This window comes from Tetzosporium hominis (assembly GCF_002265435.1).
GTDB lineage: Bacteria > Bacillota > Bacilli > Bacillales_A > Planococcaceae > Chryseomicrobium > Chryseomicrobium hominis.
The window spans coordinates 47,568-71,045 of the sequence record NZ_NOKQ01000204.1; the positions used below are offsets into that span (position 1 = coordinate 47,568).

Genomic DNA, 23,478 nt, shown 5'->3' on the forward strand with positions numbered 1-23,478 from the left:
AAATTCATGGGGGAACGCTTTTTGTTATTCACTTCCAAATGTTACGACTTGGTTTCGTCCCGCTTCTTTTCCGATATAAAGTGCCTTATCAGCTCGTTCTATCAACTCATCCACATGCCAATCTTTTGCAGAATACGTCGCGACCCCAATCGTCGCTGTGACATGAACAGGGATTGTATTGTAGGAGACTTCTAGCTCATCAATGGAAAGGCGAAGTCTCTCTCCGATTAGACGGGCACCCTCTAAAGTCGTGTCTCCTAGAAGCATGAGAAATTCTTCTCCTCCCCATCGAGCAATGGCATCAGAAGAACGAACAAACTTTTGGAAATGTTCACTGAGTGCTTGTAAGACAAAGTCACCACAACTATGTCCGTATGAATCATTGATTTCTTTAAAATGATCTAGGTCAATGACTAAAATTGAGAAAGAATTCTTTGATTTGTGATACGACTCCATCGATTGAGCCAATAGCAACTTCATGTGACGCATATTATAAAGGCCCGTTAACGGATCTGTCTTAGCAAGTTGCTCGAGCTTCCGAGTTTGAAGTTGGAGTTGCTCCGATTTTAAAATGTTGCTCATGGCAATAGATATATATAGTGCGAGCAGGCGGAGCATCTCCAGTTGTCGTTCACTAAAAGCATTCGCTTCATAGCTTTGAACCGTCATGGCTCCAATAATTTCATCATTCATGCTAAGAGGTAAGAAGTGCAACGATTTAGGATTGGCATCAGGATACCCGGATTCACGAGGTGTGTAATCTTGGTCCACGATGGCTTTCGTGATATGAATTTCTTCATGGTCTCGTATACAACGAACTGAGAGACTGGCAGGATCATGAATACTTTTATTTTCAAGTTGGAGCAGTGTTCCCTGTTCTACGAAAGCGCGATACTCGACTTCTTCTTTTTCTTTGTTGTATAGACATAAACCAAAGACATGAGCGTCCATAAGGCGGTTTAAATCTAAATAAACCGAATACATCACTTCCGCATTTTCTTGATTAGCTATGATTCGTCTGCCAATCTCACTGACAGTCTTTAAATCCTGATAGGAATCTTCTAGAACTTGGGCACGAATGGAAGCTTCCTCCGATTCCTGCTTCAATTTTAAACGCTCGATTTCTGCATCCTTTTGTAGCTGTTCTACATGAGCTTGAGTGAGGTGTCGAGAGATTTGATCTTGTACTTCTTTAGTCCGAATTTGCTCAGTGATATCGTTAAACCGCAGTAAATAGTTGAAAGCTTCTTTAAAATAGTGAATTTCAGAATAAGCATCTGAAATCTTTTTCAGAATTTCCTGCTGTAAAAGAGTTGCCCCTAGTTCATCAGCAATATCCAGAGCATCTTGATAATAGTTTATGGCGACGGAGAATTTCTTTTGCTCTGCAGACAGACCACCTAAATCAATTAGGATGGTGGCTTCTGCGTAACGTGCTTCTTGCTGTTTATAAATATCTAAGGCTACTATAAACGAATTATAAGCTTCTTCATATTCACGCTTAGCTTTAGAAATCAATCCAAAAATACTATGGCAATGGGCAAGGGAATTCCGATCATCTTTTTGGTTCTTTAAAAGTTCAAAAGCTTGCTGATTGTAAGATTCTGCTTTTTCGACATTACCAAACAACAAGTACAAGTCCGCAATGTTTGAGAGTAGAAGCGGAATGATATCGTGGTGTTGCTCTTTAGCAACTACGAGTGCTTCTTTTAACTGCTGGTGTGCTTGTTCATACTCACCAAGTTCATAATAAATAAACCCCAGATTGTTTAGATAATGGGGGTCGATAGGTAAATGATGCTGCTTCATTAGAGCTAGGCCTTCTTCAAAGGCATCACTTGATTTCTTTAAATCTCCCAAACTCGAATAAACGTAGCCGATCACTCGATTTGCATTTACATGCCACTCGATTACTTCATGCTGTTTGACCACTTCAAAAGCTTGTTTTGCGAGATTTAAAGCCTCTACATTTTTGCCTTCATGGGCATAGCAATAAGCAAGCGTGATTTCCGCTTGCGCTTTTAAAAGGGCTGGTACTTCTTCACCAAAAGAATTGAGAATTTGGTGAACGAGACGAGCTGCTTTTTTGGTATCTGAGTGAACAAGGGACCACGCATCTAAAATCTGTGCGTGTGAATGAACAGGTGACATAAGTATTCACATCCATACTAGTTAAACTATTTAGAATAGTATACCATTTCGGTAATTTGAAAACTATAGATTGGAAAATTAATTCCTGCTTCTACGAGACAGCTATTCTTATAGAACTTATCGGATAACTTATTAGGAGAGTTAATGTCATTTATCAGTTTTCCTAAAAAGTATTTCGAAATGAAAAATAAATTTCTTTTATATATGATGAATCTGTTTCAAGGAATCGTGCCAAAGGTAGGTAGTAAGTACTTAGTTTTAGAACGGTGGTTAGTGTGGTGGAGATGAAAAGTGAGGAAAATGAATTTACTATCTATAAAAATCGTCACTTACTAGATGAAATCTATGAAAAGTATTCCAGAACCATATGGAACATCTTATGCAGGCGACCTTTTACAGATGAGATGAAAGAGAAAATTATGGTGGAAACATTTCAACAGTTGTGGATTCAATCAAAAGGAATCAAGCTCACGGGACTTCTTGTAGTAAGCATTTTAAAAGAGCGTATCTTGTTCTTTGAACAAAGATAGCTCTTTTTTTATGTGCGGCGAAGTTGAACGTAGTCGGCAAGTACCCCTTCATAGATGAGATGAGGTTCTAACTCGCGCCGGAAATCATCAGGTTCAACTAGGGAAGGAAGTTTGGGCCAAAAACGAATGCCCGCCCGGTGCAAGATTTCAGCAACAAACTGGGAACAGAAATAAGATCCTTGTGGCTCAAAAGGGGCTTTTACTGCTACTCCGAAAACACCAAGTAAATTATAGATGGTCTTCTTGTTATTCTTTTGAAACAAAGCGATCATCCGCTCGATTTTTTGATACTGCCTGGGACTCACTTGTATCTCATAAATGGCACAAGTCGTCTTCGGGTATTTCTTATAGGTCCCGTTTAAAACGTCTTCTTGAACAAATCCTGCTTTAAAAGGGTTGTTGGGTTTTTTACGTCCGAAGCTATATAATTGAATCAAGTCCTTGTCTAAAGAGAGAGACGAATGGTTGTAAGGGGCTTTTGTATAGGTTTTGATGGTCTTTGTAAAGACCGTCCCTGTATCCGTTAATAAAATATAAATAAATCGTTCATTCAAAGGGGATCCTCTCCTTATGTATGAGTCCAGGGGTGTGGGAATGTGAATGTAGACTATTTTATGAATTCCACGTTTTATGTTGTATACGTCGTCTTTATTGTATTGATCATCGTCAGTCTTCTTGTTTCAGTTATAACATATTTTCAGAAGAGGAAAAATAAGGGCCGCAACAAATATGAAGAATTAGTGATTCGAACAAGACTATGGTGGGGTATGGCAACCATCTTTGGTTTGTCCTTCCTAGTGCATCCGAACGTCTCATTAGTCTCGTTAATGGTGCTTTGTTTCTTGGCTCTTCGAGAATACTTCTCTATGTTGGAAACTCGTAAACAAGATCGCAGGCTATTTATCTGGGCGTATTTAGCGATTCCTATTAATTTTTATTGGATTTATGTCGGTTGGTACGGCATGTTTATTGTGTTTATTCCGATTTATGTCTTTTTATTTTTGCCGCTCGCCCGTCTATTCCAAAAAAGCAGTGCTGGGTTTTTAAAATCGGTTAGTATGACTCAGTGGGGACTCATGCTTCTCGTCTTCGGTTTAAGCCACTTAGCGCTATTTGCGAAAATGCCAGAGATCACAAGGCACGATGTAGGGATTGCGACTGAATACGGCGCTTTGATGGTGTTATTTTTGATTCCATTGACGCAGGCCAATGACGTGATTCAATATGTGGTGTCGAAAAACTTTGGAAGACATAAAGTGTTACCTGTTGCGAATCCGGATCTGACATGGGAAGGGGTATTCGCAGGGATTGTCGGAACCACTATTTTGGCGGTACTGATTGCACCGTGGATTACACCTATGTCCTTACAGTTTAGTATCTTTGCCGGCTTCTTGATAGGAGCTACAGGATTCTTTGGTACAGCTGTGATGTCTGCGCTGAAGCGAAACTTCTTCTTACGAGAAACGGTTGACGGTCAAGTTGTTGAAAGTAAGACGATTAACAAAGTGGATAGCCTAACATATACGGCTCCAGTCTTCTTTCATCTAGTTTACTGGGCTATTTTTTAAACCGTCTGCAGGAGCTTCCGCTTTATGTTAAACTGGACTTATCGAAATTGTCAGAAACTATAAGGAGTGTAGGGCACATGTCAATGGAATTACTTACAAAGCAGACAGCTGGCGTGATCAATGCAGTGACGAAACAGCCGAAATGGGAGAAAGAGGCACTCCTTGAAGGAATTCAAAAGATACTCGTTGAAAAGCGAGGAAAAGTAGAGTCTGATGAAGCGTATTTAGATTCTTTACTTCAAAACGTCGCGTTTTATATCAATCATACAAATGGAATGAATAATTTTTTCTTCCAAAGCATCGATAAAGAGACGTTTTATACACCGGAAAGTTTCAAGGTGTATCTGTCCAATTTGCGGACGATGGTCAGTGATCCAGCAGAACTCCAAAAAGTCGCAGAACGACAGCGTGGATTTGTTCTAAAAGGTGAGACGTTAGAAGAAAAGGCTCGTCATGGGGAGTTGGCCTACATGACGACTAAAATCGTCAATGACCTGTTACTCGATTTCTTGACGACGTTCTACCATCCAAACAATCGTGAGCCGATGCAACCATTTATGGAATACAGTGCGAAGGTGGTAGTAGAGACGGTCTTTAAATTCTGTAATACCTATGCGTCGCTCCAGATTGATGCGATTCCGGGGAAAAAAGATTTACAGTAACTAAATGGGGTGGTCCCGCTTCCCAGCTCCTTTACCGGGAGCAGAGACCATCATTCAATAGGAGGAAATGAGATGCGTGTGAATAGTACACTTGCTTGTACAGAAACAGGCGACCGCAATTTCATTACGACGAAGAACAAACGGAACAATCCAGAGAGAATTGAACTGAAAAAGTATTGTCCTCGTTTAAAAAAAGTAACACTTCATCGAGAGACGAAATAATAGAAAGAGCTAAGGCCGCAGCCTTAGCTCTTTTTGTTAACCAAAAATTAAGAAACCAAATCCCACGACTAAACAATAGACCGTGAAATAGATTAGATTCCCACGCGCCATAATGTTCATGAACCATTTGAGTGCGAAGTAGGAGAATCCAAAGGAGAAAAGAAATGCAAGAAGATACGGTAACCACATATCCCCTAAAGCCAAGTCTGGGATTTTGACAATGATTAGACCTAAACTAATAGGGATGAACAGTAAGAACGAGAAGCGTAGCGCCGTTTCTTGTTTCATTCCAAGTCCCATCGCGGCGACAATCGTTGCTCCTGAACGACTGATTCCTGGAATCAACGCTATGGCCTGTGCGAAGCCTACAATCAACGCATCTTTCCAGGTCAGATCTCCGTCATTCTTTCTTCCTTTTAGATTGCGGATAAAGAATAGCGCAATCCCGGTGACAATCAAAGCCACAGCCACTGTTTTCGAAGACTTAAAGAATTCTGCGATGACATCTTCGAACAATAATCCGATCACCCCAGCAGGAATCGTCGCAATGATGAGATACAGAACGAATTGAAAATCAGATTTTCCTTCAGCGGAGCGATGTTGCACGTAAGATAGAGAGTTCATCACTAAACGAATCAGGTCCTTACGGTAAATCAGTAGAACCGCCAGAAGCGATGCGAAATTCATCAGAATCTCGAATGTAAAGTCGTCTGCTCGAATTTCGAGACCAAACAGCTCTTGGGCAATCACCAGATGGCCGCTAGAAGAAATTGGAATAGGTTCTGTAAACCCTTGTAAAGCTCCAAGAAATATGTATTTGAGTAAAATGATTAGTTCTTCCATGAAAACCTCCAACTTTTCTTATACTATGTCAGGTTTCTCGGACGCATTAATTGGGGAATCCATCTTCTACGACCTCAACAGGATACTGCTCCAGTATGCGAGGGATCGCACGAACGGTAGGGCCGTGTTGTGCATCATAAGGGATCGTCACGTCTTGGGTAGGTGTCGAGAACGTGATGGCTGTGATTCGTAAAGGGTCCGGTTGATAATGGCGAGTCATTTGCGTCAGTTCTTCAAACAGGAGACGCTCAGCCTGCACGTGACCAAATGCGTGATGAGTGACGCGGGTAGGCTCAATAGATGTGTAGCTGAAAATCGAAGAGATTGCGACGGGTACGCTAAGTAACCCTATCCCGATAAAGAGCCAGGTAAGCCGGAACGGTTTTCTCTTTTTGTCAGTCCACATAAGTAGGGTCAAGGCGACCAGACAAAGAACACCAAGGCCTGCCATAGCTCCGGCGAGTCCACGGAACGCTTCTTCATGCCGGATCAACGCCAATTGATTTTCTTGATAAAAGAACACGTCTTGGGCGAATAAAATAATCGGGATGGGCAAAAAAAGTGAGCCGATCAGAAGTAAGATACCGCCACTCAGCAAAATTCCCTCTACATTCATATGTTTTCTACGCTTTGCCATATCAACACCTCCTTCTCATGATGACATATCCCGTATCATCTGTCTAAAAGGAATATGATCCGATCCGCGGTTTTCATCGTTCTCTAAATAGCCATATGTCTCATAAAAATTGCATCACACATCCTTTATACTGAAACTGAGTATAGAAATGGAGGAAATATCTATGAAAAAAATCATTCAATTAATCCTTGTGAGTCTTTTCTTTTTCTTGACCACAACGATGGTATCCGCTCACACAGATTTAAGCACAACGAATCCGGAAAACGGTGCTGAGATTACAGAATCATTATCTGAAATTACCTTAACGTATTCAGGTCAAATTGAAGAGGGGAGTGTGTTCGATCTACAAAACGAACAAGGTGAGACCATTTCGGTCGAGAGCTTTTCTATTACAGATGGTGTGTTGACAGGTACTCTTGCCGCTCCTTTAGAAAATGGTGCGTATACAGTGAACTGGAACAGCATTAGTGAGGATGGACATCCATTGAACGGAACTTTTGCATTTACAGTAGCCGTTCCTGAACAAGATCCTGTAACTACAGAGGCACAGGAGACGGAAGATGCAGAGAGTACAGAAGAAGTGGAAGAACCTGCAGAACAAGCGACGGAGGATTCTTCTGAGGAGACGGTCGTAGCGGCGACTGCTACAGAAACAGATACTGATTCGTCTCCGCTTATTTGGGTCATCGTTGGGCTTGTGATCGTACTTGTTGCGGCTAGCCTATGGATGGTCACGAAACGTAAGAGAATATAATGGAAATACTGGTCATGCTGGGGCAGTTAGTTCTGTCGCTTGGACTTGCTGTTCTTGTAGGGAGTTTTCTGCTTCTCGCTCTACCGGAAAACAAACGACCGAACCTTTCCGTCTCACCATTGATCATTGCAGGCAGTGTAGTGGGCGTAGTCGTCGGAGCATTTATTCCGGTTCTTCAAATTACATTTGCACTGATGCCGCGTTTGTCATTTACGGAAGCATTTGAGATGGTCGTGCTATCGTATCGCACAGGTCTCGCATGGGATTTCACACTCTTAGGTGGCGTGCTGCTAATTGTTTTGTATGCGCTATTCCAGCACCGAAACGAGTGGTTCTTTCAAGCGGCGTATCTTGCACTCACCGTGTTTATGATTGGCACCATCGCCTGGGCAAGTCATGCCAGCTCCATTGCACCAGTGAGAGGCTTTGTGGGTGATTTTCTCCATCTGCTTGCCGCTGCCATCTGGGTCGGCGTGGTTCTCGTTATTGCCTGGTTCGCCACGACGACATCCAATTGGCTGAACTGGCTAAAATGGTTTTCCCCGGTAGCCTTCATTTGTTTTATCACGATGGGGGTCAGCGGGTTCTTATTGATGGACCTGACCGTACCCAATTATGTGACTGGACTAAGCACGTCGTACGGACAAGGTCTGTTCATCAAACAGTTGCTTATGATTCCTTTGATTGCGTATATTGTGATCAATAGTTTCTTTATGAAACGCTGGTTGAGCGCACGTAAACTGAATCCGATTCCGTGGGTTCGTGCAGAATCCGTCATTTTGTTTGCCATTTTCATGGTGACCGCCTTCTTCAGTCATCAGGCACCCCCAAGTTCAATGGTCATGGAGGGCAATCTTTCTGCGCTATCTCTGTTATTCCTTGAGGGTTCATTGATCACAGGAGAGGCGCTAAGCTTTGAACTAGGGCTTCCTGTATTGTTCTTCGGCGGCCTTGCGTTTATCTTCGGCGGGCTGGTCGTGACGGCGTTTATCAAACGAGCACCCATCGCAGCAGGCGGTTTGTTCGGAGTAGCCTCTGTGGCCTGTGCCTATATTGGCATGATGTCAAGTATCATCGTCAGCTAACGACTCACCCTTTGGGTGGGTCGTTTTGCGTTCGCGAAAACACAGCAAAAGGTCTACAATGAGTAGGAAGACGTAGTTTCTAATTACAAACAGAGGAGGCGTTACAATGGCTTTTCAACGTACCAAAATAGCCGTGATCGGAGCAGGATTTACTGGAGCAACCACCGCATTTATGCTGGCGCAGAAAGAACTAGGGGATGTCGTGTTGGTCGATATTCCAGAGCAAGAGAACCCGACAAAGGGCAAGGCGCTAGATATGTTGGAGACGGGTCCTGTCCAAAAATTTAGCACGCATATTACGGGCGCGTCCGATTACGAATCGATTCGAGATGCAGATCTTGTCATCATCACGGCAGGCATTGCGCGAAAACCGGGCATGAGTCGAGATGACCTCGTGGCGACGAATGCGTCCATCATGCGTTCGGTTTCTGATAACATTAAGACGTATGCACCGAACAGTTATGTGTTAATTTTGAGTAATCCAGTGGATGCCATGACGTATGTTTGTTACCAAACCACAGGCTTCCCCAAAAATCGAGTGATTGGCCAATCAGGTGTATTAGATACTGCCCGGTTCTCAACGTTTGTCGCACAAGAACTAAACATTTCTGCCAAAGACATCACAGGGTTTGTGTTAGGTGGCCACGGGGATGACATGGTTCCATTGACGCGTTATTCGAATGCCGGTGGAATTCCACTGAGTGACTTGATTGCACCTGATCGCATGGAAGCTATCGTCGAACGGACGAGAAAAGGTGGCGGTGAGATCGTCTCCTTGCTCGGTAACGGGAGTGCCTATTATGCACCAGCGGCTTCTTTAGTAGAGATGGCAGAGGCTATTTTGAAAGATGAGAAGAGAGTATTGCCAGCCATTGCTTATTTGGAAGGTGAATACGGCTATTCGGATATTTATCTCGGTGTTCCAACGATTTTAGGTGGCGACGGTATTGAAAAAATCATTGAGCTCGAGCTGACAGATGCAGAAAAAGAAGCCCTTGATCGTTCTGCTGAATCGGTAAAGAACGTCCTTAATTTATGTAAATAACTATTAACAGACTGGCTGTTATAGCTGGTCTTTTTTATTTGTTCAATTATTAAACAAAAGTCAGTCATTGGTATTGCTCAGCTAATTGCTATTTGATATATAATTTATAATTCAGTTTAAAATTTGAACTTTGTTCAAAAAGTTCTTTACTTCGAAGTTAAGGCGATTTATACTTTACTTAATTATCAGAAAATTAAATGTTATTAAACAATTATGGGGGGAGTTAGCATTGACGAGTTTGCAATTCACTAGCGAACATGAATTATACAGAAAGTCATTACGAAAAATGCTAGAAAAAGAAGCTTATCCATTCTATGAAGAGTGGGAAGAAAAACGTCAAATTCCAAGATCGATTTGGACGAAGTTGGGGGAAAATGGATTTCTTCTTCCCTGGGTTGAAGAGGAATATGGGGGGCTGGGGCTAGATTTTTCTTACTCAATGATCATGATTGAAGAACTTGAACGGGTGGGACAAGGATTAGCTGGTGGGGTTTGTCTTCATTCAGAAATTGTAAGCCCTTACATTGTGGAGTTGGGAACCGAAGAACAAAAGAATAGATGGCTTCCAAAGTGTATTAGTGGAGAGTTCATTACTGCTATCGCTATGACAGAACCTGGTGCAGGTTCAGATCTTGCCAACATTAAAACCACTGCAAGAAAAGAAGGAGACTACTACATTCTAAACGGAGAAAAGACCTTTATCACCAATGCAATTGATTCTGACTTAGCTATTGTTGTTTGTAAAACGGACCCTACTGCTCAGCCTGCTCATCGAGGCATTAGTCTCATAGTTGTTGAGACAGGCACACAAGGATACAAAAAAGGAAAAAAACTCGACAAGATGGGAATACATAGTGGGGATACAGGAGAGTTGATTTTTGAAGATGCGAAAGTGCCAATTAGCAATCTTTTAGGTGAGGAGAACAAAGGATTTTATTATTTAATGGGGCATCTCCAACAAGAGCGCCTAGTAGTCGCCATTCAGTGCCAAATTGAAGCAGAGGTCATGTTTGACATCACGCGAAATTATGTAAAAGAGCGAAAGGCATTTGGCAAGTCCATCAGTCAATTTCAGAACACGCAATTCAAGTTAGTCGAAATAGCAACTGAATTAGAATTGGGTAGAAATTATCTGAATTCTGTAACCCATAGACATATTCAAGGAGAAGATATTGTGAAAGAGGTTTCTATGGCGAAATGGTGGATAAGCGAAATGGCCAAAAGAACCGCTGCTGAATGTCTTCAATTACATGGAGGATACGGATACATGGAAGAATATGAAATCGCTCGCAGGTATCGAGATATTCCAGTTGCAAGTATTTATGCAGGTACGACTGAAATTATGAAAACCATCATTGCGAAACAACTGGAGCTTTAGAAAAGAGGGTGTGCTATGAAGCGCTCGGAGATGAAAGTGAAGAAAAAGAAAGAAGATATCATTCTTTCTGCTATAGCCATAATGAATCGCCAAGGTACTAAAGGAGCGACTATGGAACAGATTGCTGCAGAGCTTCTTATGACGAAAGGATCTCTTTATTATTACTTCCGCAATAAGGAAGATCTCATTTTTCAATGTCACGTTTTGGTCCTGTCACGAGCCAATGAGGATATACAACAAGTTGTAAGTAGCGATAAAAGTTACGAAGAACGATTACGAGAAATGATTGCGCTGCATATCGATTACGCCATTAATGAAAAAGAAACATTCAATATGATCATACGTCCAGACAAAACGTTTGCGGAAGACCAGTTACAACCTTTGTTTGAAAAACGTGCGATTTACTCTCGCTTCTTTGATGAAATTATTGAAAGAGGGATTGAAGCGGGAGAATTTGAAAAAGTGGATGTTCGAATGGTGCGGATGATTTTACTCGGTGCGATGAACTGGATTCAACAGTGGTACAAAGAGGATGGAAAAAAATCGATTGAAGAAATTCAACAAGTGTATGCAGATTATTTAATCAAACTATTGAAGTAAAGGGGTAGAGTCATGTTTATTACGGGTCAATTAGCAAAGCATGCAGCAGCTCAAGGGGACAAGGTTATTACATCGTTTGATGGAAGAGAGCTAACTTATCAAGAATTTTATGAAAAGGCAAAGCGATTAGCAGCTTTTTATCAATCCAAAGGGTTAAAAAAAGGGGATCCAATCGCTTTCTTATTACCTAACAGTGACTTCTTTTTGGTTTCTTATTATGCAGCACATTTAGGTGGATTTGCCGCTCTTCCAATCAACCATAAACTTGCTCCTCCAGAAATTCAATACATTCTAGAGCATTCAGAAGCAAAACACTTTATCTATGACACTCGTTTTGATGAAACGTTAAAGCAAATCCCTACTTCTGTTCAACAGTTCGAAACAGTGTTAAAGACCGGCGAAGAGGAATCTCTTGAAAACGTCTTAAATAATACTTCTTTGGTCTATACACCTGTAGAGCTTACAGCAAAAGATGTAAATGTCATCTTTTATACGTCTGGGACGACAGGGCGACCTAAGGGAGTCATGTTAAGTGCCGGAGCGACAGAAGCGACCGCTCAAATCTGGGGAGAAGCAATGAACTTAAACTCCGAGGATCGCATGCAAGTGGTGACACCATTGTTTCATTGTGCTGCTAGCCACGTGTTTAGTATCCCTGTTATTTATGCCGGAGGAACCATCGTCATTGAAGAGGCATTTTCACCAGATACAGCAATGGATACGCTAGAAAATGAAGATATCACAATTTTCTTTGGGGTCCCAGCCATGTACAGCATCCTATTGAATAATGCGCGCATGAAAGAGTTGAATTTACCAAAACTTCGCCTCTTTACTTATGGTGCAGCACCTATGCCTTATGAATTAGTAAAGAAAGTAAAAGAAATGTATCCAAACGTAAAAGTCCAGAACTTGTATGGTCAAACAGAAAATTCACCAGCGGCTACCACGCTTAAAGATCACTATGCATTAGACAAGATTGGATCAGTGGGAGAAGTACTGCCACAAACGGATGTCAGAGTAGTCGATGAGTTTGGTGAATCCTTGCCTGTTGGACAGGTAGGAGAAATTGTTGTGAAGGGTCCGCAATTGATGAATGGGTACTTAAAAAATGAAGAAGCAACGAACCAGGCGATTCGCAATGGTTGGTTATACAGTGGAGACTTAGGAAGGTTCGATGAAGACGGGCTTCTCTATATCGTAGACCGAAAGAAAGACATGATCATTAGGGGTGGTGAAAATGTCTATCCGGTAGAAGTAGAAGAAGTACTCTATCAAATTCCAGAAATTCTAGAAGCTGCGGTAGTAGGCGTCCCTCATCCGATTTATGGAGAAGTACCAAAAGCATATGTTGTGTTAAAGAGTAATCAAAACGTCACGGAAGAAGATGTCAAAACCTACTGTAGTCATCATATTGCAAAGTATAAGGTTCCGGAAGAAATAGATTTCTTAGATGAATTACCACGAAATGCAAGTGGCAAAGTTCTTAAAAATGTTTTACGAGAACATCAAACAACATAAACACTTTATCAAATGAAAGTAAATACAATTCAAAGGGGATAATGGGATGAAACTTTCAAAAAAATGGCTTTCTGTCGTAGCAATGTCTGCTCTAGTTTTAGGTGCTTGTGGGGATGGAGGGGGTTCATCATCTTCTGCAACAGCCGATGGAAGTGCTTCAGGAGAACAACAGTCGCTCACGTTTAATGCTTCTTCAGGGGTAAATGATAAACACTTTTGGCATCGAGGTTTCTTCCAGCCACTTATGGATTCTGTGGATGAAGAGACAGGCGGAAAAGTAAGCTTCAATGCGTTTACCTCTGGGGAGCTTGTAGGACTCGGGACAGAATATGACGCACTGACGAACGGTACAATCGATGTAGCTTTGACACTCATGGCGCCTTACGATCCACAGCGTTTCCCGTACACAGAAGTAGTCATGCTTCCTCTTCTTGAGTCGGATTCTACGATTGCGGCTGAAGCCATGAAAGCGATGATGAACAGTGATCAGGAAATTAAAGATGGGAAAACCTATTATCAAATCGAATTTGAGGACAAAGGGTTAGTGGCTTTCGCAAACTCACCAACACAACCTTATGTGATTTCTACGACGAATAAAGCATTTGATGAGGTAGGGGATTTTAGTCGAGATGTTCGCATGCGCACCGCTTCACGCGTACATGAAATCTTATCAACGAATTTAGGGATTACTTCACAATCTATGCCGATTACAGATGCATACGATGCATTAAGTAGAAATGCTTTAGATGGCTTCTTCTATAACGTTCCAGATTGGATAGCTTTCGGTTTTGATGAATTAATCAAGCATACCATTGAGGGGGCTAACTTCGGACATTTCGTAGGTCATACAGCGATGACAGAAGAAACATGGGCAAAACTAACGCCTGAAACGCAAGATATCTTCCGCAGCAATGCAGAGCGATTGATTGTCGAAGGGTCGCAGTTGACGAAAGACGAGACGGAAGAAAATCGTCAAAGTAATATCGACAAAGGTGGAGAATTTAAACACCTTTCAGAAGTTCCAGAGGACGTTCGAGTACACATAGAGGCAGCTATTACAAAAACATGGTTAGACTGGATTGAAAACTTAGAATCACAAGGACATGCAGGTAAAGAAATTGCCATCCTTTGGAGAGATAGCTTAGTAGAAGCGGGTGCAGAAGTACCTCAGGAAGTAATGGATATTAAATAGAAAAAAGAAGGTTTGGGGGCTCCATAGCCCCTATTCTTCTTTTTAGGCGTAGGGGGCAGCGTATGACAGAAAATATTGTGTTGTTTATCGTCATTTTAATTTTTCTGTATTTCTTAACTACAGGTATGTATATTAGTTCATTATTGTTTTTCGTTGGTATTCTTGGCATTTATCTCATCGGTGGAACGACAATTATGAGTGGTTTTTTACAAGGTGAACCCTTTGCCCGTGTCGCTAGTTATTCATTAACAACAATTCCACTCTACATACTCATGGCACAGTTTATTATGCAAGCTGGAATTGTAAAAGACCTCTATGATCTCGCGTATAAGTTATCAAAAGGAAGAGGTGGCGTTTTAGGGGTTCTTACCGTATTCATCGGGGGTCTTCTAGGCGGTGTATCTGGATCGGGAACGGCTACTTCTGCTGCTCTTGGGCAGATTGCGGTGCCGGAGCTGATTCGAAGAGGCTATCCGCCACACTTAGCGGGTTCACTCGCAGCTGCCTCAGGATCTTTGTCTGCGATTATTCCGCCAAGTGTATTCTTGATTTTATACGGTGTGGTGGCACAAATTTCAATAGGACAACTCTTTACGGCCGCCATGATACCAGGGATTCTCATGATGTTCGTATTTGCTGGGACAGCAGTGGTTTATTTAAAACTCTATGGAAAAGAGTTTGCGACCAACGCCATCCAAAATGAGAACAACGAAGAAACTCCCGTGATGCGATATGTCACAGTTGTCCTCGCCGGAACATTTATCGTGGCAGCGATTTTTGGTGGAATTTACATGGGGATCTTTACTCCGACCGAAGCGGGAGCTGTAGGAGCTTTTATCGCTTTTCTATTAGCACTTGTATTAAGAAAGGTATCTTTTAAATTTTTAAAAGTTTCCTTCGTTGAAACGATTAAAGTTACAACTATGGCAATGTTTATCGTAGTAGGTGCTTCCCTATTTGGCCGATTTATCTCATTGTCACTGGTGCCAAGAAAAATTATCGATTTATTAGGACCTCTCATGGAATCACCACTTTTAATTATCACAATTATTATGGTTTTCTACTTCTTCTTATTTATGTTCATCGAAGGAGTAGCCGTCATTTTAATGACCGTCCCAATCATCACACCAATTCTAGATCAGATAAATGCGGATCCATTATGGTTTGGTATTATGTTGACAGTTGTTTGTACTCTTGGGATGTTGACCCCACCAGTAGGAATCAGCGTGTATGCAGTCGGTGGTGTCACGGGAATTCCTATCGAGCGATTGTTCAAAACATCTACCGTGTTCGCCGTAGTGGCAACCATTGTTGTCATTGGATTATTGATTGCATTTCCGCAACTGGTTACTTGGTTGCCGAGTCAGATGCGATAGGAGGAATTTGAGTGAAGACTATTGAAAAAATCGCACATTGGTTCCGTGTTGTTGGAATAAGTTTAGCAAGTTTTGCTATAGCCGCCATGGTTCTTATGATTGTTGTAGATGTAACCATGCGCAATGTATTTAAAATTCCAATTCAAGGAACATATGAAATTGTTCAATACTTTTTGATGCCCTTAGCTATTTTTCCGACTCTTGCATTTGCCTATCAGTCTGGGGTGTTGCCAAGACTCAGTGAACTGGTGGAAAAGTTACCGAAGCGATTTCAACAAATCAATCGCATCATCATTTACGTGATTGAACTAGTTGTATTTTTATTTTTGACGTATTATAGCATCCTCTTTGCTTTATCAGGGATACAGGACCAGATGGCAATTCCAGTTGCAGGGAATTTATTGCCAGTCTATCCGCTCTACATTATCGTACCAATCAGCTTTGCAGCAGTGGTCGTTGAGATACTGTTATCGATTTACCGAACATACTTCAAAAAAGCAAGGGAGGTTGCATGATGTACGCTCGTTTAGAATTGCCAGTCATTGTCGCGCCGATGTTTCTCGTATCTAGTCCAGAATTAGTAATTGCTAGCTGTCGAAATGGCTTGATAGGATCGATTCCTTTATTAAATGCTCGAACGAAAGATCAATGTGAGGAATGGTTGCAGCAGCTTTCAAAAGAGCTTTCCGAACTACCTTGGGCAGTCAATTATATTTGTCATCGTACCAATAGAAGATTAGAAGAAGATCTAGAGTTGATTCAGAAATATCAACCACCCGTAGTCATTGCTTCACTGGGTCATCCAGGGAAAGTAGTTAAGGTTGTTCAATCATACGGTGGAAAAGTGTTTGCGGATGTAGCGAATTTAAGGCATGCTCAAAAAGCTGCGGAGTCCGGCGTAGATGGCCTCATTCTTGTAAGTGCAGGTGCGGGTGGTCATGCAGGTATCATTAATCCATTTGCGTTTGTTTCAGCAGTAAGAGAGTTTTGGCGTGGCACACTTATTTTGGCGGGTGGTATTTCTACGGGGCAGGATATATTAGCGGCGCAAGTACTCGGAGCAGACCTGGTTTATATGGGGACACGCTTTATCGCAACCCAAGAGAGTATCGCATTTCCTGAGTACAAAGAAATGCTTACCAAATCAACAACAGAGGATATTCTCTATACGGATGCGTTCAGTGGAGTTCATGCAAATTATCTAATACCTAGTTTGAAGAACAATCATATTGACCCGTCCACATTAAAGAAAAAAGAGTCGGTTGATCTCGGACACATGATTGACCCTAAAGCATGGCGAGATATCTGGTCTGCTGGACATGGTGTGACGGTGGTAAAGGAAACGCAACCCGTATCTACACTTATTCAAACGTTGAAAGGTGAATATATGAAAGCAAAGGAGAAGTGGGCAGTCCATGTTTAATACAATTACATATAATGTGGAGGAATCCATCGCAACCATCTCATTGAATCGACCGGATGCACTCAATGCATTTAATGAACAAATGATGCATGAGTTGATCCAGGCCTATAAAGAAGCCGATCAATCCGATGCGGTTCGGGTCGTTATTCTAACTGCGCAAGGAAGGGCTTTCTGTGCTGGAATGGACTTATCTTCAGGTGATGACGTGTTTGCATCTGAAGAAAGTTTGGAAGAATTTAGAGATACTGGCGGAAGAGTGAGTTTAGAGGTATACAAAGTCAAAAAACCTGTCATTGCTGCCGTGAACGGAGCGGCTGTTGGGATTGGCGCGACCATGTTGTTACCGACAGATATTCGGATCTTCTCTGAAACATCGAAAGTTGGATTTGTTTTTGGAAAACGTGGAATCGGTCCAGAAGCTACAAGTGGCTATTTTTTACCGAGACTAGTAGGCATGTCGAAGGCTCTAGAATGGGTCTATACAGGGAGAATGATTTATCCTGAGGAATTGCTTTCTTCAGGATTAGCAAACTATGTCGTGGAAGATGCATATGAAAAAGCCCACTCTCTAGCCAAAGAAATCATAGAAAACACTTCCCCTGTCTCTAACTCTTTTACTAGGCAACTATTTTATAAGATGTGGGAAGCCGACCATCCAGAGGATTCGCACCTAATTGAATCCAAGTTTTTATACTGGGCTTCTAGAGAAAAGGATGTAAAAGAAGGAATTGCTTCTTTTAAAGAGAAGCGTCATCCGAATTTCCCTCTAACAACGAGTGATTTACCAGATTTCTTTAAGGAGAGTTGAATGGAATGAAAATCGGCGTACTAGGCGCAGGCACAATGGGACATGGCATCGCGCAAGCCTTTGCGATGTCAGGATACGAAGTGAAATTATTTGATATCGAACAAACCAGCTTAGATAAAGCAAAGAAAAGTATTCACAAGAGTGTATCAAAAATCCACGAAAAACAAGGGAAAGAAATACAGGCGACGGAAGAAGTAGTACAACGCATCGACTACGTCACGGAAATAGAAAAATTGGCAGAGAGCGATTTGATTATCGAGGCGATTGTGGAGCAGATGGCAATCAAAAAAACGGTATTCAAACAGCTAGGAGACATCTGTAAAGAATCTACCATTCTCGCATCGAACACATCAGGACTCAGTGTGACAGAATTGGGGGCAGCCAGTGAACGTCCGGAGCAAGTGGTCGGCATGCATTTTTTCAACCCTGTGCCTCTGATGAAGCTGGTCGAAGTGGTCAAAGCGGAAGAAACGTCAGAAGAGACGCTTCAATCGGTGAAGGACGTGATTACATCTCTTGGGAAAGAGGCGATCACGGTTCTCGACTCACCACTATTTGTCGTCAACCGGATTCTGGTACCCATGTTGAATGAAGCCATGATTGTCTACGGAGAAGGTCTGGCATCAAAAGAAGACATTGACCGAGGCATGATGCTCGGAACGAATCAACCGATTGGACCATTAGCTTTAGCTGACTTGATTGGTCTAGATACACTTCAATTTGTGTGTGAAACCCTCTTTACGGAGACGGGAGATTCCAAATATCGAGTGCCACTCATATTGAAGAAGAAAGTGAGAGCAGGTCACTACGGAAGAAAGTCAGGACGAGGCTTTTATTCATATGAATAAAGGGGCGGGCGAATCGAAAGGTTCGTCTGTTGTCGTGTTCTTTTCACTAGAAAATCGATATACTTAAAAAGTAATTGAATCGTATATAGGATGAGCAAAGGGGATGTTTCAACATGAAAGAAGTGTACATATTGGATGGCGCACGTACAGCCTTTACGGCGTTCGGGGGATCGTTTTCAACGATTCAAGCGGATGAGCTTGGAAAAGTCACAGCAGAAGAGGCGATGAAACGGTCAGGCGTCACGCCAGAACAAATTGATCACGTGGTTTACGGCAACGTCATTCACTCGCACACCAATGCAGCATATCTTGCACGTCACATTGGACTAAAAGCAGGCGTCCCGAAAGAAGTTCCAGCACTGACACTCAATCGCCTGTGTGGCTCGGGAACACAAGCTGTCGTTTCCTCGGCACAGATGATTCAACTTGGAGAAGCAGAAATTGTGCTGGCAGGGGGAGCAGAAAACATGTCGATGGCACCTTATGCGAATTTTAGCAGCCGCTTCCATCAAGCCAAACTCGGTCCGATGAAGTTTGAAGACATGCTGTTATCGACGTTGACCGATGATTATACAGGAAACGGCATGGGGATGACTGCAGAAAAACTCTCTGAGATGTACGACATTTCACGTGACGAACAAGACGCGTTTTCAGCACTGAGCCATGAGCGTGCTGCAGCTGCCCGTGAATCAGGTCGCTTCGGCAAAGAGATTGTGCCATTTGAAATGGCAACCCGTAAAGGGACGCTAGTGGTGGATAAAGACGAACACATCAAGCCAGAGACAACGGCCGAGACACTTGGAAAGCTGCGTCCTTCCTTCAAGAAAGATGGAACAGTTACAGCAGGAAATGCAAGTGGCATCAACGACGGAGCCGCGAGTCTGGTGATCGCAAGCAAAAATGCAGTGGATCGCCACGGATTAAAACCGATGGCGCGCATCGTATCTTGGGGGATTTCCGGAGTGGATCCTGAAATTATGGGAATTGGTCCTGTACCAGCTATCAAACAAGCACTCGACCGTGCAGGCATGTCACTTGAACAAATCGATTTGTTTGAAGTGAACGAAGCCTTTGCTGCACAGTATCTGGCTGTAGAAAAAGAGTTAGGTCTAGACCGAGAAAAAACGAATGTCAACGGTGGGGCCATCGCACTTGGACACCCTGTGGGAACAAGTGGGGCACGCATTGTGCTTAGCCTTGCGTATGAATTAAAAGAGCGCGGGCTGAGATACGGTGTGGCGAGTTTATGTATTGGTGGAGGCCAAGGAATTGCTTTGGTCATTGAAAGCGTCTGATGGAACTTCTAATTGCAGGCATTGTCCTTCTATTAGCCATCGGTATCACGTTCGTCTGGGTAAGAAAGAAATCGGAGAAGATTCGCTGGGTGACCTGGGGCATCGTTTCTTTATTGATCATCACGCCACTTGCTAGTTGGCTGATCAGTATGGGCTACGCAATTTATGAGGGAGACGGTTTTGCGGGAGTCGCCCTCATCATGATTCTTTTTCCGATCTGCGCTATCATCAGTGCAGTCATCCTGATTCGAGGAATTTTTCTATAGAATGTAGCGAGGGGCTTACGGAGACGTGAGCCTCTTTTTTGACGTTGTTTTCCATGTCGTGCTATAATATCTTAAAATCAAGATAAAAGGAGGGTCTACTATGGTGGAGACAAAATTAGTGGGACGAGCCATCGATGCTTTGGTTCGCACATCAGGTGCATTTCATCAAAAAATCAAAGAAGATGCCGCGATGCATGGTCTACATGTTACAGAATTCTCTGTTCTCGAATTATTGTATCACCAAGGTCGTCAACCCGTACAAAAAGTAGCCCGACACGTATTAATCACGAGTGGTAGTACCACGTATGTGCTAGATAAACTTGTTAAAAAGCAATTACTAAAACGCACGCTATGTGCAGAAGATCGTCGCGTGACCTATGTGGAATTGACGGACGAAGGGCAACGATTAATGGAAAAGGCCTTTCCCGAACATCTCGAGAAAATGGCACAGTTTTTTGACGGAGTCGATGAAGTAACATTAAAAGAGTGGATTGAGTTAACACGTAAACTTGGAAAAGCTGCTCGTAAAGGAGAGAGATAATATGAAGCATATTTATAAAAAAGGGACCGATCAACAAGCACCAACCCTTCTCCTGTTACACGGAACAGGGGGCAATGAACACGACCTGTTGTCTATCGCATCTATGATTGATGACACAGCGAACGTTCTAAGTGTGCGTGGCAACGTCTTGGAAAATGGCATGCCACGTTTCTTTAAACGACTAGCAATGGGTGTCCTAGACCAAGAAGACCTTGCTTTCCGTACAAAAGAGTTATATGACTACGTAAATGAAGCGGCGAAAGAATATGGTTTTGACTCTACGAACGTTGTGGCTGTTGGCTACTCCAACGGAGCGAATATTGCGGCGAATCTAGTGATGACCGAGAAAGATTGCTTGGCAGGAGCCATCTTGTATCATCCAATGATTCCGAACCGAGAAGCCCAAATTCCAGACATCAGTGGTCTGCCTATTTTTATAGGTGCAGGAGAGAACGACCAGATGGTACCGTATGAAGAATCGCGAGATCTTCAACAGATGTTAGAAGCGTATGGCGCACATGTTTCTATGCATGTGGAGCCGTATGGCCACCAATTGACAGGCACGGAAGTGGATGCCTCGAAACAGTGGTACACACGCCATTTCAAGCAGAGTAATTGACTTCGAATGGGAGCTGAGTTTAGACTAGCTAACATGCTAAAGAGTATAAAAGTGAGGGTTTTATAAATGACAACGACAACACAACCAACATATCAAGAGACGGTCAAGTCACGCCGTTCGATTCGTACGTATCAACCAGATGTGAAAATTTCACAACAAGAGATGCAAGAGCTTTTAGCAGAGGCGACGCTTGCCCCATCATCATTAAACTTGCAGCCATGGCGTTTCCTCGTCATTGAAAGTGAAGAAGGCAAAGCGACATTGAAAGAACTAGCGAAGTTGAATCAGCGTCAAGTAGAAACGTCTTCTGCGGTCATTGCTGTCTTTGTAGATATGGAAAACATTGAAACGACGCAGGAAATTTATGATCTAGCGGTAGAAGAAGGCGTCATGCCAGCAGATGTGCGAGACCGCCAAGTACCTTCAATTCAGAGTATGTTACGTGCCATTCCACGTGAAGAAATGAGAGCCATGAACTTTATCGATGCGGGTCTCGTCTCTATGCAAATCATGTTATCTGCCCAAGCACGTGGGTATGCGACAAACCCGATGGGTGGGTTTGAAAAAGCCAAGATTGCTGAAGCCTATGATTTAGATAAGAACCGCTTCGAACCTGTGATGTTGATTTCTATCGGTAAAGCGGCTGATGAAGGGCATGCATCGGTTCGTTTACCGATTGACGATATAGCGAAATGGGTATAATAGAAAAGCTGAGCTGCACGTGTGTGCAACTCAGCTTTTTTTATGGTTTCAATACAAACTTAATGCTATCGTCTTGATGGTCATGGAACAGCTCGTACGCATCAGCCGCTTGGTCTAAGCTCATACGATGTGTAATAATTTCCGTAGGATCAAACTCGCCGTCTTCAATTTTCTTATAGAGCATCGGCATTAAATGCACGACAGGAGCCTGTCCCATTTTTAACTCGACGTTTCGTTCGAAAATGTTTCCGAGAGGGAAATTGTTATAACTAGATCCGTACACACCCGTCATTTGAATCGTTCCGAACTTGCGGACTGCTTCCAGACCAATATCCAGTGCACTTAATGTGCCTCCTTGGAGTTTCAGTTTCTGCTGGGCTTTATCAGCAAGGGACATCTTTCCGTCCATTCCGACACAGTCAATGACGATGTCCGCACCACCATTCGTGATTTCACGGATATGTTTCCCCATATGATCAAAATCATCAAAGTTATACGCTTCCACTTTATTCATCTGAATGGCTTTTTGAAGACGATATGGCACATGGTCAATGGCAATGACGCGCTTAGCTCCAAGCATCCATGCAAATTTTTGTGCCATTAATCCAATCGGACCACATCCTAAAACTGTGACCGTGTCTCCTTTTTTCATCCCAGAATTTTTGACACTCCACCATGCAGTAGGCAAGACATCCGAAAGGAATAAAAGGGCTTCATCTTCAAGTTCACTGGACTCTGGGATTTTAAACGGAAGGTAATTGCCAAACGGTACGCGTAAATATTCCGCTTGTCCGCCTGCCCAGTCCCCGTAACGTTCAGTAAATCCAAAATACCCACCGGAATCAATTTCTGGATTATCATTGGTATTGTCACATTGACTCTCCATGTCGTGCTGACAATAGAAGCAATCGCCGCATGCTACATTAAACGGAATAACGACCCGGTCGCCTTTTTTCACAGATGTCACATCCGGCCCGACTTCTTCTACGATTCCCATCGGTTCATGCCCAATGACATAGCCTTTTCGCGTCGGAAGAGCTCCGCGATAAATATGCAAATCGGATCCACATATCGCTGTGGTTGTGATTTTCACGACAATATCATCTGATTTCTCAATCTTTGCATCTGCGACTTCTTTTACTTGCACGTCCTTTGAACCTTGAAACGTAACTGCTTTCATCCTAACATCCGTCCTTTCGGGTTGAATTAGTACACTATTCCCTATAGACGGTGAAATAATCTGCGACTAAAGTGGCAAATTAATGAAAATGATTTATAGTCGTGATAGTTTGTTCAATTTGATCTCCAGTAATTCTGTTGTTTGTTACGAAACGAATAATGCCTGGTCCAAAACATCCCGCGAGGATAGTTGCTTCTTTTAGATATGGAAGTTAAATAAACCACGGCGCAATTTG

26 protein-coding genes are annotated in these 23,478 nt (G+C 42.6%); 21 read left to right on the plus strand and 5 right to left on the minus strand.

Annotated features, from left to right (window positions below; all coding sequences use genetic code 11):
• Nucleotides 1-24: 24 nt before the first annotated feature.
• Nucleotides 25-2,151, minus strand: a complete 2,127-nt coding sequence (locus CF394_RS07740) for a sensor domain-containing diguanylate cyclase (protein WP_094942757.1) — start codon at nt 2,149-2,151, stop codon at nt 25-27.
• Nucleotides 2,152-2,429: 278 nt separating this feature from the next.
• Between CF394_RS07740 and CF394_RS07745 the strand changes: the two genes are divergently transcribed.
• The gene (locus CF394_RS07745; RefSeq protein ID WP_094942759.1) at nt 2,430-2,681 is read left to right on the plus strand and encodes a hypothetical protein; all 252 of its coding nucleotides are present in this window, start codon (nt 2,430-2,432) and stop codon (nt 2,679-2,681) included.
• A gap of 8 nt (nt 2,682-2,689) precedes the next feature.
• Here CF394_RS07745 and CF394_RS07750 read toward each other — a convergent pair whose 3' ends face one another.
• The gene (locus CF394_RS07750) at nt 2,690-3,235 is read right to left on the minus strand and encodes a hypothetical protein (protein WP_094942760.1); all 546 of its coding nucleotides are present in this window, start codon (nt 3,233-3,235) and stop codon (nt 2,690-2,692) included.
• Between the two features lie 60 nt (nt 3,236-3,295).
• Here CF394_RS07750 and CF394_RS07755 point away from each other — a divergent pair, with 60 nt between their 5' ends.
• From CF394_RS07755 to rpmG, 3 genes are all read left to right on the plus strand, one after another.
• Nucleotides 3,296-4,249 carry a phosphatidate cytidylyltransferase gene (locus tag CF394_RS07755; RefSeq protein WP_094942848.1) on the plus strand — a complete coding sequence of 318 codons (954 nt, stop codon included), beginning with the start codon at nt 3,296-3,298 and terminating at the stop codon, nt 4,247-4,249.
• 77 nt (nt 4,250-4,326) lie between these two features.
• Nucleotides 4,327-4,911, plus strand: a complete 585-nt coding sequence (locus CF394_RS07760) for a hypothetical protein (RefSeq protein ID WP_094942762.1) — start codon at nt 4,327-4,329, stop codon at nt 4,909-4,911.
• A 72-nt stretch (nt 4,912-4,983) separates the two neighbouring features.
• Nucleotides 4,984-5,133 (plus strand): 50S ribosomal protein L33, encoded by a 150-nt coding sequence (gene rpmG / locus CF394_RS07765; RefSeq protein WP_094942763.1) that lies wholly within the window; start codon nt 4,984-4,986, stop codon nt 5,131-5,133.
• A 36-nt stretch (nt 5,134-5,169) separates the two neighbouring features.
• On the opposite strand, the gene CF394_RS07770 is transcribed toward rpmG, so the two are convergent.
• Together CF394_RS07770 and CF394_RS07775 are read right to left on the minus strand one after the other, a co-directional pair.
• Nucleotides 5,170-5,976 (minus strand): undecaprenyl-diphosphate phosphatase, encoded by an 807-nt coding sequence (locus CF394_RS07770; protein WP_094942765.1) that lies wholly within the window; start codon nt 5,974-5,976, stop codon nt 5,170-5,172.
• Nucleotides 5,977-6,022: 46 nt separating this feature from the next.
• Nucleotides 6,023-6,613 (minus strand): hypothetical protein, encoded by a 591-nt coding sequence (locus CF394_RS07775; protein ID WP_094942766.1) that lies wholly within the window; start codon nt 6,611-6,613, stop codon nt 6,023-6,025.
• Between the two features lie 163 nt (nt 6,614-6,776).
• Between CF394_RS07775 and CF394_RS07780 the strand changes: the two genes are divergently transcribed.
• The 17 genes from CF394_RS07780 (at nt 6,777) to CF394_RS07860 (ending at nt 22,063) form a co-directional block, all read left to right on the plus strand.
• A complete protein-coding gene (locus CF394_RS07780) occupies nt 6,777-7,367 on the plus strand; it encodes a copper resistance CopC family protein (protein WP_165767503.1) in 591 nt (196 codons plus the stop codon).
• Entirely contained in the window at nt 7,367-8,452 is a 1,086-nt protein-coding gene (locus CF394_RS07785) for a CopD family protein (RefSeq protein WP_094942769.1), read from the plus strand. Before CF394_RS07780 ends, CF394_RS07785 begins: the two co-directional genes overlap by 1 nt.
• A gap of 106 nt (nt 8,453-8,558) precedes the next feature.
• Nucleotides 8,559-9,497, plus strand: a complete 939-nt coding sequence (mdh, locus tag CF394_RS07790) for a malate dehydrogenase (RefSeq protein WP_094942771.1) — start codon at nt 8,559-8,561, stop codon at nt 9,495-9,497.
• Between the two features lie 229 nt (nt 9,498-9,726).
• Nucleotides 9,727-10,875: an acyl-CoA dehydrogenase family protein gene (locus tag CF394_RS07795; RefSeq protein WP_094942772.1), complete on the plus strand. Its 1,149-nt coding sequence runs from the start codon at nt 9,727-9,729 to the stop codon at nt 10,873-10,875.
• 15 nt (nt 10,876-10,890) lie between these two features.
• Entirely contained in the window at nt 10,891-11,475 is a 585-nt protein-coding gene (locus CF394_RS07800) for a TetR/AcrR family transcriptional regulator (RefSeq protein ID WP_094942774.1), read from the plus strand.
• Between the two features lie 12 nt (nt 11,476-11,487).
• Nucleotides 11,488-12,993 carry a class I adenylate-forming enzyme family protein gene (locus CF394_RS07805; protein WP_094942776.1) on the plus strand — a complete coding sequence of 502 codons (1,506 nt, stop codon included), beginning with the start codon at nt 11,488-11,490 and terminating at the stop codon, nt 12,991-12,993.
• Nucleotides 12,994-13,039: 46 nt separating this feature from the next.
• Entirely contained in the window at nt 13,040-14,185 is a 1,146-nt protein-coding gene (locus CF394_RS07810) for a TRAP transporter substrate-binding protein (RefSeq protein WP_094942777.1), read from the plus strand.
• Between the two features lie 62 nt (nt 14,186-14,247).
• Nucleotides 14,248-15,561, plus strand: coding sequence for a TRAP transporter large permease (locus CF394_RS07815; RefSeq protein WP_094942779.1), 1,314 nt, complete (start codon nt 14,248-14,250; stop codon nt 15,559-15,561).
• 11 nt (nt 15,562-15,572) lie between these two features.
• Nucleotides 15,573-16,076, plus strand: a complete 504-nt coding sequence (locus CF394_RS07820; RefSeq protein WP_094942780.1) for a TRAP transporter small permease — start codon at nt 15,573-15,575, stop codon at nt 16,074-16,076.
• Complete coding sequence (locus tag CF394_RS07825) at nt 16,076-16,984, plus strand: NAD(P)H-dependent flavin oxidoreductase (protein WP_094942782.1); 909 nt, start codon at nt 16,076-16,078, stop codon at nt 16,982-16,984. Before CF394_RS07820 ends, CF394_RS07825 begins: the two co-directional genes overlap by 1 nt.
• Entirely contained in the window at nt 16,977-17,792 is an 816-nt protein-coding gene (locus tag CF394_RS07830; protein ID WP_094942783.1) for an enoyl-CoA hydratase-related protein, read from the plus strand. The genes CF394_RS07825 and CF394_RS07830 overlap by 8 nt, the downstream gene beginning before the upstream one ends.
• Before the next feature lie 5 nt (nt 17,793-17,797).
• Complete coding sequence (locus CF394_RS07835; RefSeq protein ID WP_094942785.1) at nt 17,798-18,640, plus strand: 3-hydroxyacyl-CoA dehydrogenase family protein; 843 nt, start codon at nt 17,798-17,800, stop codon at nt 18,638-18,640.
• A 113-nt stretch (nt 18,641-18,753) separates the two neighbouring features.
• Nucleotides 18,754-19,935 carry an acetyl-CoA C-acetyltransferase gene (locus CF394_RS07840; protein WP_094942786.1) on the plus strand — a complete coding sequence of 394 codons (1,182 nt, stop codon included), beginning with the start codon at nt 18,754-18,756 and terminating at the stop codon, nt 19,933-19,935.
• Nucleotides 19,935-20,201 carry a hypothetical protein gene (locus tag CF394_RS07845; RefSeq protein ID WP_094942788.1) on the plus strand — a complete coding sequence of 89 codons (267 nt, stop codon included), beginning with the start codon at nt 19,935-19,937 and terminating at the stop codon, nt 20,199-20,201. The genes CF394_RS07840 and CF394_RS07845 overlap by 1 nt, the downstream gene beginning before the upstream one ends.
• A gap of 100 nt (nt 20,202-20,301) precedes the next feature.
• Entirely contained in the window at nt 20,302-20,742 is a 441-nt protein-coding gene (locus tag CF394_RS07850) for a MarR family winged helix-turn-helix transcriptional regulator (RefSeq protein WP_094942789.1), read from the plus strand.
• Nucleotide 20,743: 1 nt separating this feature from the next.
• A complete protein-coding gene (locus CF394_RS07855; RefSeq protein WP_094942791.1) occupies nt 20,744-21,361 on the plus strand; it encodes an alpha/beta hydrolase in 618 nt (205 codons plus the stop codon).
• Between the two features lie 66 nt (nt 21,362-21,427).
• The gene (locus CF394_RS07860) at nt 21,428-22,063 is read left to right on the plus strand and encodes a nitroreductase family protein (protein ID WP_094942792.1); all 636 of its coding nucleotides are present in this window, start codon (nt 21,428-21,430) and stop codon (nt 22,061-22,063) included.
• A gap of 40 nt (nt 22,064-22,103) precedes the next feature.
• Here CF394_RS07860 and CF394_RS07865 read toward each other — a convergent pair whose 3' ends face one another.
• Complete coding sequence (locus tag CF394_RS07865; RefSeq protein WP_094942794.1) at nt 22,104-23,243, minus strand: zinc-dependent alcohol dehydrogenase; 1,140 nt, start codon at nt 23,241-23,243, stop codon at nt 22,104-22,106.
• Nucleotides 23,244-23,478 lie beyond the last annotated feature (235 nt).